This is a genomic window from Klebsiella sp. C283 (assembly GCF_048822555.1).
Lineage (GTDB): Bacteria > Pseudomonadota > Gammaproteobacteria > Enterobacterales > Enterobacteriaceae > Klebsiella > Klebsiella quasipneumoniae.
Genome location: NZ_JBMEZS010000001.1, coordinates 603,658 through 615,586, shown reverse-complemented (window position 1 = coordinate 615,586; position 11,929 = coordinate 603,658). Strand labels below are relative to the sequence as shown.

The window sequence follows — 11,929 nt, the reverse complement described above, 5'->3', positions numbered from 1 at the left end:
CATGACCGAACATACCACCAGCTATTACGCCGCCAGCGCCAACAAATATGAACCCTTTCCGACGCTGGACGAATCGATAAGCTGCGACGTCTGCGTCGTCGGCGGCGGCTACACCGGCCTCTCATCTGCCCTGCATCTTGCCGAAATGGGCTACGACGTGGTGGTGCTTGAAGGGGCGCGCATCGGCTTCGGCGCCAGCGGCCGCAACGGCGGTCAGTTGGTTAACTCCTACAGCCGCGATATCGACGTGATTGAAAAAAACTACGGCCCGGATGCAGCAAAAATGCTCGGCAGCATGATGTTCGAAGGCGGCGATATTATCCGCGAACGCATCCAGCGCTATCAGATCCAGTGCGATTACCGACCGGGCGGCCTGTTCGTGGCGATGAACCATAAACAGCTGGAGACGCTGGAAGAACAGAAAGCCAACTGGGAGCGCTACGGCAACACGCAGCTGGAGCTGCTGGACAGAGAGGCGATTCGTCGCGAAGTGGATAGCGACCGCTACGTCGGCGCCCTGCTCGACCACAGCGGCGGCCATATTCACCCGCTCAACCTCGCCATCGGCGAAGCGGACGCTATTCGCCTGAACGGCGGCCGGGTGTATGAGCAGTCGCCGGTCACCCGCATCCAGCACACCAGCCCGGCAGTGGTCAGCACCGCCCGCGGCCAGGTCACTGCCCGCTATGTGATTGTCGCCGGCAACGCCTATCTCGGTGACAAACTGGAGCCGGAGCTGGCGAAGCGCAGCATGCCGTGCGGCACCCAGGTGGTCACCACCGCGCCGCTGTCGGAGGAGGTCGCCCGCTCGCTGATCCCGAAAAACTACTGTGTGGAAGACTGTAACTACCTGCTGGACTACTACCGTCTGACCGGCGATAACCGCCTGCTGTACGGCGGCGGCGTGGTCTACGGCGCCCGCGACCCGGACGATGTGGAGCGGCTGATTATGCCAAAGCTGCTGAAAACCTTCCCACAGCTGCAGGGGGTGAAGATTGACTACCGCTGGACGGGCAACTTCCTGCTGACCTTGTCGCGGATGCCGCAGTTTGGTCGCCTGGATAGCAACATCTACTACATGCAGGGCTACAGCGGGCATGGGGTCACCTGTACCCACCTCGCCGGACGATTGATTTCGGAACTGCTGCGCGGCGACGCCGAGCGTTTCGACGCCTTTGCCAAACTGCCGCACTACCCGTTCCCGGGCGGCCGCAGCCTGCGTATCCCCTTTACCGCGATGGGCGCCGCCTACTACAGCCTGCGCGACCGCCTTGGGGTTTAATCGCCTTTGCCGACGGCCCTGGCCGTCGGCTCATGCTGCGGATAGTGTTGCTGGAAATAGTGGCGCAGAAACTCCACGGTGGTGCGAATTTTAGCCGACGTCGCCAGGCGGGAGACGTAAACCGCCCAGACGTTGGCCGGTTGCCAGTAGTCCGGCAGCACCTGCACCAGATGCCCGCTGGCGATATTCTCCCTGACGTCCCACCACGAACGGAGCGCAATCCCCTGCCCGTCCAGACACCACTGATGAACAATTTCGCCATGGTTGGACGACAGCGGCCCGGTCACTTTGATGGCGTGCTGGCCCTCTTTGCTATGCAGCTGCCAGACGCCGAACGGATGATCCCGCTCTTTAATCACCAGGCACGGCAGAGCCGCCAGATCGCTCAGCTGTTTCGGCGGCGCATGGCGGGCGAGGAACTGCGGCGACGCGCAGAGCACGCGGTGATTGCGCGCCAGCTGGCGGGCAATCAGATTCGGCGCGATATCGTCGCCGAGGCGAATATCGAGATCCACCCCTTCATTGACTAAATCCACCAGCCGGTCCTGAACATCAAAACGCAGCTCCAGCTGCGGGTACTGAAGCGCCAGCGCCGACAGCGCGGGGGCCACCACCCGGCGGCCAAAGCCGAAGCTGCTGATAATCCGCAGCGTTCCCTGCGGCACCTGACGCACATCGGAGAGCTCGTCCATCATCTCATCGACATCCTGCAGAATGCGCTGCGCCCACTCGTAGATCCGCTCTCCCTCTTCGGTAATGGTGACCCGGCGGGTGGTCCGGTGCAGCAACAGCACATTCAGGGTTTGCTCCAGCAGCGAAACCCGCTTGCTGACGAAAGCCGGCGATACGCCCAGCTCCTCAGCGGCGGCGGCAAACCCGGCCCGGCGGGCGACCAGCATAAAGACGCGTAAATCATTCAGCAGCGGCAGATTATTCATGATCTGTGTTTTATGTTTCACCAGTTAGCGTGATTAATTATGAATCAGTCAATTATAGGATAAGCAGGTGGTCAAACATCATCGCTAAAAAGTGAGAACCGGAATGAAAAAAACCTGTCGTATTGCCGCCATCCCGGGTGACGGAATTGGCAAAGAAGTTCTGCCTGAAGGGATCCGCGTACTGAAAGCCGCCGCGCAACGGTGGGATCTGGCGCTGAGCTTCGAGCAGATGGAGTGGGCAAGCTGCGAATATTATGCTCATCACGGTAAGATGATGCCGGACGACTGGCGCGAGCAGTTACAGGGGTTCGACGCCATCTACTTTGGCGCCGTCGGCTGGCCGGATACCGTCCCGGATCATATCTCGCTGTGGGGGTCGCTGCTGAAGTTCCGCCGCGAGTTCGATCAGTACGTCAACCTGCGCCCGGTGCGCCTGTTCCCCGGCGTCCCCTGCCCGCTGGCGGGGAAAAAGGCTGGCGATATCGATTTCTACGTGGTGCGCGAGAACACCGAAGGCGAATATTCCGCTCTGGGCGGGCGCGCCAATGAAGGCACCGAGCATGAAGTGGTGATTCAGGAGTCGATCTTTACCCGCCGGGGCGTTGACCGTATCCTGCGCTACGCCTTCGAGCTGGCGCAAAGCCGCCCGCGCAAAACGCTGACCTCGGCGACGAAATCCAACGGGCTGGCCATCAGCATGCCCTACTGGGATGAGCGGGTGGAGGAGATGGCCAAAAACTATCCCGAGATCCGCTGGGACAAGCAGCATATCGATATTCTCTGCGCCCGCTTCGTGCTGCAGCCGGAGCGGTTTGACGTGGTCGTCGGCTCCAATCTGTTCGGTGATATTCTCTCCGATCTCGGCCCGGCCTGCACCGGTACCATTGGTATTGCGCCATCGGCCAATCTCAACCCGGAGCGCACCTTCCCGTCGCTGTTCGAGCCGGTCCACGGTTCAGCGCCGGATATCTACGGTAAAAATATCGCCAATCCGATCGCCACCATATGGGCCGGGGCGATGATGCTTGATTTTCTCGGGAACGGCGATGCGCGCTATCACGCCGCGCACAACGGCATCCTGGCGGCAATTGAGCAGACGATCGCCAGCGGGCCGAAGACGCCGGATATGCAGGGCTCTGCCTCCACCCAACAGGTAGGCGACGCGGTTTGCCTGGCTGTGCTGAGTGAGGTCGTTCCAATGACGGCCAGGAAAACCAGCCCGAGTAGCGACCATTGATGCGAGGCACACTAGAGACACTCAACGCGTTGAGGTAACCGCTAAATCACCAGTGGGATAATCAATCCGTAGCCCCAGCGCTGCCGACAGGCAGTATGCATGATGGCGCAACACTTGTTGGGCTGCACCGCCGGGGCTCACATCAATGACCCCACTTTCATCAAACAAGGTCAACGCGTAAGCTATTGAACCACTGAGATCAAAAACCGGCGCGCTCACGGAACTCAATCCTGGCGCAGGAACATTTTGCTTGAAGTCGCACCCGGCCTGACGAACAGCCTCTAACTTCGCAAAGAATGCCGCCATAGCCGTTTTCGGCGCCGCACGGTGCTCACGTCGCCAATACTCCGCCTCCCACGCCTCGCGAACGATCTCCTCCGGCATCCAGGCGGAAAATACCTGACCAATGGAGGTCTGCTCCAGCGACATCACCGACCCGATTCGAATTTCCGGATATACGCTATAACGACTCTCTTCAACGCGCACGACCGTTGGTCCCATGTTCCCCCAAACGCTCAGGGCAGCACTATGTCCGGATTCCAGGTTTAAGATCTTCAACGTATGTTCAGCGGTATCGTAAGGGCGGTGTAAATGCAGAGCCAGCATTCCTAACTGCTGTGACAGTTCGCCGGGCAGATAAAGCCCTCGTGCATCATCCTTTGTCACCAGTCCACTACGTACCAGGCTTATAAGATACGGGAAAGCCCGTGCCGGACTCATACCGACAGCCTGGGCAATCTTTTTTAGCGGCACACCACCCTGTTGGCCTGTGAGGAACTCTAACATCAAGGCGGCTGTTTCAACCGACTGCACTCCACGCGAGTTCTTATCATTATCAACGTGATTCATAAGCGATCTCATTGCATGAAAGGGAGGCGGCGAGCGCTTGAAGAGCATTGCTCACCATCGTTAAGCGCTCACCTATCAAATCATGAGCGGCCGCAAACGCGCTGATCGTCAGGGTAAGCGAGTTGTCAGCCGCAAACACCGGGACAGCAAGGCTGGTAATTGATGCCAACGGGTAAGACTGTGCAATCGATATTTTGTCTCTCCTGATGGCGGCCAATTGTTGCTGAAAAGCCGGGGAGAGATAATCATCCAGCTTATCGCGCGTAAACATCTGCTGGTTAATTACCTCGGTACACTGTTCGCGATCGTGATAAGCGGCGAAAAGTTTTCCTGTCGCTGTCTGGGTCAGAGAAAGTACGCTTCCCAGGCGAAAACCAATATTCATCACTGCACCATGCTCACGATAGTCAATGACCAGCGGGCCAAAACGTCCCCACACGGAAAGAAACATATTGACGTTTAAACGCTGTCCCAACGCTGCAATATGAGCAATAGCCTCTTCCACTACCGACTGGCTATGTAGGGCTGCGACGCCTAAACGGAGGGCTAGTGCCCCTGGTTCAAACTTCTGACTTTGTGGGTCACGCTTAAGCAGACCCACGCGCGTCATGCTTACCAGATAGTTATGAATTTGCGCAGAAGTTGTCCCTGCCCGCTCAGCTATTTCGCTGAGCGTTAAGGGACGGGAATGGTCCACCAGTAATCGTAAAATTTGCCCGGCGATTTCCACGCTCTGGATCCCACGCGATTCTGATTTCATAGCACTTACCGCTGCTGTCAGGTTGTTATGAAGCGGTACTTTATCTTGGGCATCAGGTGCTAACAATATGTTTTGGGATGCTTCACTCACCAGCCTCAACGCAACGGTAATCCATCAGCTCACCAGATATCCTCCGTCTACAGGCAATATCACACCGGTCACATAGCTGGCAGCAGACGAAGCGAGAAAAGTCGCAGGGCCAATAAGTTCATCAGGTTGCGCGGCACGCTTCATCGGCACGTGCTGCAAAAAACGCTGCATAACCTCTTCATTATCCCTTGTACTTGCCGACATTTCTGTCGCGATCATTCCCGGAGCAATGGCGTTTACACGTATATTATCCGTCGCCAGTTCCGCAGCAAGCGTCCGGGTTAACTGCGCCAGCGCGCCTTTAGAGATGGCATAGGTGGGTGAGGTTGGTGCGGCGACAAAGGACTGGATAGAAGCAATATTAATAATATTTCCACGCCGTCTTTTTAAGGCAGGTAAAAATGCACGGGTCATATTAAAAGGACCATGAACATTCACGGCGAGCGTGACGGCAAAGGCCTCGTAAACAGATGCCGATGCAAAGGGGATCCGCTTCAACAGTCCTGCATTATTGATTAATACATCGATATCCCCTACCTCCTCAGCAAGCTGCAGACATCCTTCGATCTGGCTAACGTCAAGCCGGTACGCACTGGCTAATCGCCCTTCTGCTCTAAACGTATCTGCTAAACGCTGCACGCCTTTGTCATCGACATCGACCAATATGACTTCTGCCCCAGCATCCGACATCCCGCGCGCTAAGGCGGCACCATTACCTTTTGCCGCCCCGGTGATGAGTATTTTCTTACCGCTTAAATCAAATAATGGTGCAATTTGCATAATCGTGTTCTTCAACAAGAGTAATAACCCATCCTTCCGGATGCGTGAAAGAGCGCATCCGGAGGCAAGAAAAATCGCTAAAGCATCAGGATGCTTTTTTTATCGTCTCGGAGACTGAAGGGGTGCTGCAGTGAGCCAAATACTGACCCACGGCATATCCGAAAGTTAATGCCGGTCCCAGGGTAATACCTGCCCCCGGGTAATTACCGCCCATGATGCTAGTGGCATCGTTACCAATGGCGAACAGGCCGCGGATGGGCTTCTTCTGCTGATCCAGAACACGGTTATCCGCATCAACCGGGATACCGTTGTAGGTCCCGATATCACCAGGTAAAACCTTCACCGCATAAAAAGGCCCGCGCTCAATGGTATTGATGCAAGGATTAGGATTATGCAAAGCATCGCCCTGATAACGGTTATAGGCTTTTGAACCTTTACCAAAGATCGGATCCTGACCGTAGGCGGCATAACGGTTATATTCCTCCACCGTCGCCTTAAACTGTGCCACCTCAATGCCCGCTTTTTCCGCCAATGCTTCCAGCGTGCGCCCTTCAAGGAGATAGCCGGAGGTCAAATGGCGTTTCAACGGTAGCGGAAATGGCGCGACACATCCCAGCCCGTAGCGTCTGAGAGTTCGGCGATCGCAAACTAACCAGGCACAAACTTCACTTTTCGCATCCCTAACGTTGATCATTGCCTGCACGAAATCATGATAGGAGTTGGCTTCGTTAGTGAAACGGCGTCCCTGACGAGTCACCGCGATAACGCCTGGCTTTGCCCGATCAATAAAGTGTGGCATCACTCCCTGACCGCCGTCCGGTCGTCGGGTTAACGATATCGGTGCCCATGCGGCGGCGTTTGGCAAATGGCTATCGACTCTCCCACCGATATTTTCAAACATATTCAGGCTGTCGCCGGTATTGGTTTCGGCTGTCGGGCTCCAGTGTTCCTTCCCGGTTGGCGTATGGGGATAGTGTTCGCTTCGTCTCTTAATATCATGAGAAAAACCGCCGGCGGCCAGCACCACACCGCGCGATGCGTAGACCGTATATAACGATCCTTCCTTTTCTACCTGTGCGCCAATGACCGCCCCCTCTTTAAGGATCAACTCCCTGACGGGTGAATTCAGCCAGAGCGGCACATTCTTATCAAAGACCGATTTAGCTAATCTGCCCATCAGAGCATTACCGTTGGTTAAGGTCATGCCTCGTCCACAGGTCAACGTTTGCCAAAAATGTTTAGTTAAACGCTTCGTGGCGTAGATGGCGGACTCCAGCGAACGCGTCGCTTTCATAAAGTGGCGAATATCGTTGCCCGACCCAATCATCATGCCAAACACTGTCAATTCAGGTAGCGGAGGTTCCAATTGGGCCAAATGTTTCCCCAACTGACGAGCATCGAACGGCTTCGCCACCATGGAGCGTCCTCCCTGCGCTGCCCCGGGAGCTTCAGCATGGTAATCAGGGAAAGTGAGAGGCATTTCAAATTTGACTGCGGTATCCTGGCTAAAGAAGGCGGCGGCTTGCGGGCCATGACGCAAGAATGCATCCACTCGTTCTTCGTTATAGCTGGCACCCCCTTCATGCTTTAAGTAACGCTTCACCGACTCAATTGAATCAAGATGGCCCCAGGCTTTAGCCTGATCGCTGCCCGGGATCCATACCCACCCACCAGATCGGGCAGCAGTGCCACCGAAACGCGCTGCTTTTTCCACAATCAGTACATTCAGCCCCTGATGTGCCGCACTTACTGCCGCTGACATACCTGCCGCACCGCTACCGACCACCAGTACGTCGCAGTGAAACTCTTGCTCTTTAGTCATCGAATCCCCCTTTGTTTCTCGCCCACCCCGGACGGTCAATATGGATTTTCTTCGCAGGCAAACTAACGCTGAATTACATAATGATCAAACAATTTGTTATTGTGTAATTATAAATTTGCGATCGATGTTACAAAAATGTATAAAAAAACCACACCTTTCGGTGTGGTCTGAGGTAAGTGAGAGAGGAGTGACGGGGAATGAAATCACAGCAAAATTCATTGCAAATAAAATGGGCAGTGCAAAAAAACGATAAAAAACCCTAAAGTTCAGTAGTTTAAATCTCAAGCTCACGCTGGAGCAACGTTGCGATAGCCTCGCTGCTCTCTGCGGATACCAGCGCCTGGCGGAACTCGGCGTGCATAATGCGCCGCGCCAGACGCGAGAAGATGCGCATATGCTGGTCGCCCGCCGAATGCTTGTTTAGCGTCAGCATAATCACAAACTGCGCTTCTTCATCACCCCACTTCACCGGCTGCGCCAGGCGGGCGACGCTAATGGTCGACTGCTCAATATGCTCGGATTTACTGTGCGGAATGGCAAAACTGAAGCCCAGCCCGGTGGAGAACACCGCCTCGCGGGCCCAGAGATCGGCCTCCAGCTTGCGTGGATAGCGGCAGCGCCCGGCCAGCAGCAGGTTATCCGTCATCCCCTTCAGCACCTCCTCCTTGCTGCGCCAGTCACTGTTGAGGGTGATGCACTGGCGGCTAATCAACGGCACATCCTGCTGGCGCATGCGGAACTGGGCCAACAGATGCTCCACTTCCAGCGAGGTACGGCACTGCATCGCCTGATTCAGCAGCTGACGGCAGGCGCGGCTGTCCAGCTGCGCCAGACGCGCTTTGGTCGCCGGGATCGTCGGCGCGCTCATGCTCAGTTCATCCAGGCCGAGGCCGACCAGCAGCGGCAGCACCGAACCTTTGGCCCCCAGCTCGCCGCACAGGCCGATCCATTTCCCCTGCCGGTGCGCCGCCTGCACGGCATAGTCCAGCGCACGCAGGAAGGCCGGGTTGAGACTGTTGTAATGGCGCGTCACTTTCGCGTTATCCCGGTCGACCGCCAGCAAATACTGCGTTAAGTCATTGCTGCCGATGCTAAAGAAGTCCACCTCTTCGCAGCACTGATCGATGATGAACATCACCGACGGCACCTCCAGCATGATGCCCAGCGGGATTTTTTCATCAAACGGGATCTGTTCGACGCGCAGCGACTGTTTGGCCTCCGCCAACCGCTCTTTCACCCACAGGATTTCTTCCATTGAGGAAATCATCGGGATCATGATCTTCAGCGAGCCGTGCGCCGAAGCGCGTAGAATCGCCCGCAGCTGAGTATGAAACAGCGCCTGGTACTCTTCATAGATGCGCACCGCGCGGTAGCCGAGGAAGGGGTTATTTTCCGCCGGAATGTTGAGGTAGGCCACCGGCTTATCACCGCCGATATCCATAGTCCGCACGATAATGCTGCGCCCGGCGGCAGGCTCCAGCGCCTGGCAGAAAATGTTGTAGAGTTCGTCTTCCGATGGCGCGCCGGGCCGGTCCATATAGAGCATCTCCGTGCGAAACAGGCCAACCGACTGCGCGCCGTTGTTGAAGGCCGCCACCGCCTCTACCGAATGGGCGATGTTCGCCGCGATCTCGACGCGAATACCGTCTTCCGTCTGCCCCGCCTTATCCAGCCATACCTGCTGCTGTTGCTGGATCTGCGCCTGAACCCACGACTCCTGCTGATAGTAGCGCGCCACCGCCGGACTCAGGTCGACCACCAGTAGCCCCGCGTTGCCGTCGATCTGCACCTGGGTATCCTCCCACGGCAACAGTGCGTCGAGGTCAACCCCCACCAGGGTCGGGATATTGAATGAGCGGGCGAGGATCACGGTGTGCGACGTAGTGCCGCCGCTGCGCAGCAGCAGCCCTTTGAGATGCGTTTTATCCAGTTCGAGGAACTGACTGGGGGTGAGTTCGTCGGCAAGGCAAATGGCGGCTTCCCGCAGTTGACCCGGCGCCGGGAAACGGGCTTCGCCGTAGATATGCTGCAACAGCTGGAAGCAGACATCGCGCACATCCAGCACTCGCTCCTGCAGATAGCTGCTGCCGGAATCGCGGAACTGGGCGCAGAAGTGGTCGCTGGTGGCGACGATCGCCTGGGCGCAGCTGAGACCGGTGAGGATCCCGCCGAGCAGATGCTGGCGCAGCGAGGCATCCGTCGCCAGCGAACGGTGAGCTTCCAGTATCGCGCTGGCGGTACCGTCATTGTCCAGCAGCCGCAGTTCGATATCTTTCACCAGCAGGCGCAGGCCGTTATCCAGTGCCGCCTGCTCCTGTTCAGGACTGCTGGCGACGGGCAGTGCGCCAAGCTCGTGCAAATCGCGGGATTTTAGATGGATGAGCCTGCCCCCCGCGCTGCCGGCGCAGACCGGACTGGCATGGAACAGCGTCGGGTTCAGGCGTGAGAGTGACTCCGGCACCGGCTGGACGTCCAGCGCTTGTGCCGTAGGCAGCGGCGTGTCGCAGTGAGGAAATTCATCACGCAGAAAGGCCGTTAACGCGGCGTAAGCCTCGGCTTCATCTTCGCCGCTGATAAGCAGCTGGCAGGTGTCGCCCTTCAGGGTGTTCGTGCCGATGACCGCCAACGCGCTTTTGGCATTGCCACCGGTATCGCAGCGCAGGTTCCGCCACTCAATTGCCGATGAAAAACGGTTACACAGCGTTTCGACCAGACTGGCCGGACGCGCATGCACGCCGTTGGGCAAATCACATGTAAATTCAATGACCAAAGCCATCGCCTTCCTCCTGAGTAATCCATTAATTCCCCAAAAGGTAATGAAAGATGGTCAAGTGGACTAGGTGACAAAACTGGCAATTACTGGACTATTGTACACACGATACTTTTTTATGCCCGCCATCACAATTCCACCCTTTTAGCACTCACTCCTCCTGTCATCACTAAGATTTGAGGTTGATCGCAATTCTTTTCTAACCTTACAAATATCCAGTAAATGCACTTTTTCTCTACTGTTTTATGCGGCGCCCTTTTTCTAATGTTGAGCCATCAATACTGTCACGGGCCCTACAGCGCTCAGGAGCAAGCAATGAACGAACTGGTGCAAATACTAAAAAATACTCGCCAGCATCTGATGACCGGCGTGTCACATATGATCCCCTTCGTGGTCTCCGGCGGGATCCTGCTGGCGGTGTCCGTCATGTTGTATGGCAAAGGTGCGGTTCCGGATGCCGCCACCGATCCCAACCTGAAGAAACTGTTTGATATCGGCGTCGCCGGCCTGACGCTGATGGTCCCTTTTCTCGCCGCGTACATTGGCTACTCCATCGCCGACCGCGCCGCGCTGGCCCCCTGCGCCATCGGCGCCTGGGTAGGTAACAGCTTCGGCGCCGGCTTCTTTGGCGCGCTAATCGCTGGGATGATCGGCGGTCTGGTGGTCTATTACCTGAAAAAAATACCGGTCCACAAGGTGCTTCGCTCGGTGATGCCGATATTCATTATTCCCATCATCGGCACCTTTATTACTGCCGGGATCATGATGTGGGGGCTCGGCGAACCGGTAGGCGCGCTCACGGCAAACCTGACCAACTGGCTGCAGGGCATGCGCGAAGGCAGCATCGTGGTGCTGGCCATCATTATGGGCCTGATGCTGGCGTTTGATATGGGCGGCCCGGTGAACAAAGTGGCCTACGCCTTCATGCTGATCTGCGTTTCACAGGGGGTCTACAGCGTAGTGGCTATCGCCGCCGTCGGCATCGCCGTACCACCGCTGGGGATGGGACTGGCGACGCTGATCGGCCGCAAATATTTCACCGCCGAAGAGAGGGAAACCGGCAAAGCGGCGCTGGTGATGGGCTGCGTCGGGGTCACCGAAGGGGCGATTCCCTTTGCCGCTGCCGACCCGCTGCGCGTTATTCCGGCCAATATGATTGGCGCGGCCAGCGGCTGCGTCACCGCGGCGCTGTTGGGCGCCCAGTGTTACGCCGGCTGGGGCGGGCTCATCGTGCTGCCGGTGGTCCAGGGCAAACTCGGCTTTATCGCCGCGCTGCTGGTCGGCGCCTGCGTCAGCGCCGCCTGCGTCATTGCGCTGAAAGCGCTGGCTAAAAAGAAATCGTCTGACGCCAAAGCCGACGACGAATTAGACCTTGATTTTGAAATTAACTAACAGACTGGA

The 11,929-nt window shown here is 56.9% G+C and carries 9 protein-coding genes; 3 read left to right on the top strand and 6 right to left on the bottom strand.

What is annotated here, in order from left to right; translation table 11 throughout:
* Window position 1: 1 nt before the first annotated feature.
* Entirely contained in the window at window positions 2-1,282 is a 1,281-nt protein-coding gene (locus tag ACOI7Z_RS02815; RefSeq protein WP_023289085.1) for an NAD(P)/FAD-dependent oxidoreductase, read from the top strand.
* On the opposite strand, the gene ACOI7Z_RS02810 is transcribed toward ACOI7Z_RS02815, so the two are convergent.
* Window positions 1,279-2,241 carry a LysR substrate-binding domain-containing protein gene (locus ACOI7Z_RS02810; protein WP_168380164.1) on the bottom strand — a complete coding sequence of 321 codons (963 nt, stop codon included), beginning with the start codon at window positions 2,239-2,241 and terminating at the stop codon, window positions 1,279-1,281. The genes ACOI7Z_RS02815 and ACOI7Z_RS02810 overlap by 4 nt on opposite strands.
* A gap of 82 nt (window positions 2,242-2,323) precedes the next feature.
* Here ACOI7Z_RS02810 and ACOI7Z_RS02805 point away from each other — a divergent pair, with 82 nt between their 5' ends.
* On the top strand, window positions 2,324-3,457 hold the full coding sequence (locus tag ACOI7Z_RS02805) for a tartrate dehydrogenase (protein WP_087849011.1): 1,134 nt from the start codon (window positions 2,324-2,326) through the stop codon (window positions 3,455-3,457).
* 21 nt (window positions 3,458-3,478) lie between these two features.
* Here ACOI7Z_RS02805 and ACOI7Z_RS02800 read toward each other — a convergent pair whose 3' ends face one another.
* From ACOI7Z_RS02800 to ptsP, 5 genes are all read right to left on the bottom strand, one after another.
* Complete coding sequence (locus ACOI7Z_RS02800; RefSeq protein WP_170927826.1) at window positions 3,479-4,306, bottom strand: IclR family transcriptional regulator; 828 nt, start codon at window positions 4,304-4,306, stop codon at window positions 3,479-3,481.
* Entirely contained in the window at window positions 4,293-5,156 is an 864-nt protein-coding gene (locus tag ACOI7Z_RS02795; protein WP_137916177.1) for an IclR family transcriptional regulator, read from the bottom strand. Before ACOI7Z_RS02795 ends, ACOI7Z_RS02800 begins: the two co-directional genes overlap by 14 nt.
* Before the next feature lie 24 nt (window positions 5,157-5,180).
* Window positions 5,181-5,936 (bottom strand): SDR family NAD(P)-dependent oxidoreductase, encoded by a 756-nt coding sequence (locus ACOI7Z_RS02790; protein ID WP_023289080.1) that lies wholly within the window; start codon window positions 5,934-5,936, stop codon window positions 5,181-5,183.
* An 85-nt stretch (window positions 5,937-6,021) separates the two neighbouring features.
* Window positions 6,022-7,758: an FAD-dependent oxidoreductase gene (locus tag ACOI7Z_RS02785; protein ID WP_087849014.1), complete on the bottom strand. Its 1,737-nt coding sequence runs from the start codon at window positions 7,756-7,758 to the stop codon at window positions 6,022-6,024.
* Between the two features lie 274 nt (window positions 7,759-8,032).
* A complete protein-coding gene (gene ptsP, locus ACOI7Z_RS02780; RefSeq protein WP_087849015.1) occupies window positions 8,033-10,534 on the bottom strand; it encodes a phosphoenolpyruvate--protein phosphotransferase in 2,502 nt (833 codons plus the stop codon).
* Window positions 10,535-10,843: 309 nt separating this feature from the next.
* On the opposite strand from ptsP, the gene ACOI7Z_RS02775 reads away from it, so the two are divergent.
* Complete coding sequence (locus tag ACOI7Z_RS02775) at window positions 10,844-11,920, top strand: PTS fructose transporter subunit EIIC (protein ID WP_087849016.1); 1,077 nt, start codon at window positions 10,844-10,846, stop codon at window positions 11,918-11,920.
* Window positions 11,921-11,929 lie beyond the last annotated feature (9 nt).

Coding starts and splice junctions, on each gene's coding strand:
- ACOI7Z_RS02800 (WP_170927826.1), bottom strand. CDS start 4,306: ATGAATCACGTTGATAATGATAAGAACTCGCGTGGAGTGCAGTCGGTT.
- ptsP (WP_087849015.1), bottom strand. CDS start 10,534: ATGGCTTTGGTCATTGAATTTACATGTGATTTGCCCAACGGCGTGCAT.
- ACOI7Z_RS02815 (WP_023289085.1), top strand. CDS start 2: ATGACCGAACATACCACCAGCTATTACGCCGCCAGCGCCAACAAATAT.
- ACOI7Z_RS02785 (WP_087849014.1), bottom strand. CDS start 7,758: ATGACTAAAGAGCAAGAGTTTCACTGCGACGTACTGGTGGTCGGTAGC.
- ACOI7Z_RS02790 (WP_023289080.1), bottom strand. CDS start 5,936: ATGCAAATTGCACCATTATTTGATTTAAGCGGTAAGAAAATACTCATC.
- ACOI7Z_RS02775 (WP_087849016.1), top strand. CDS start 10,844: ATGAACGAACTGGTGCAAATACTAAAAAATACTCGCCAGCATCTGATG.
- ACOI7Z_RS02805 (WP_087849011.1), top strand. CDS start 2,324: ATGAAAAAAACCTGTCGTATTGCCGCCATCCCGGGTGACGGAATTGGC.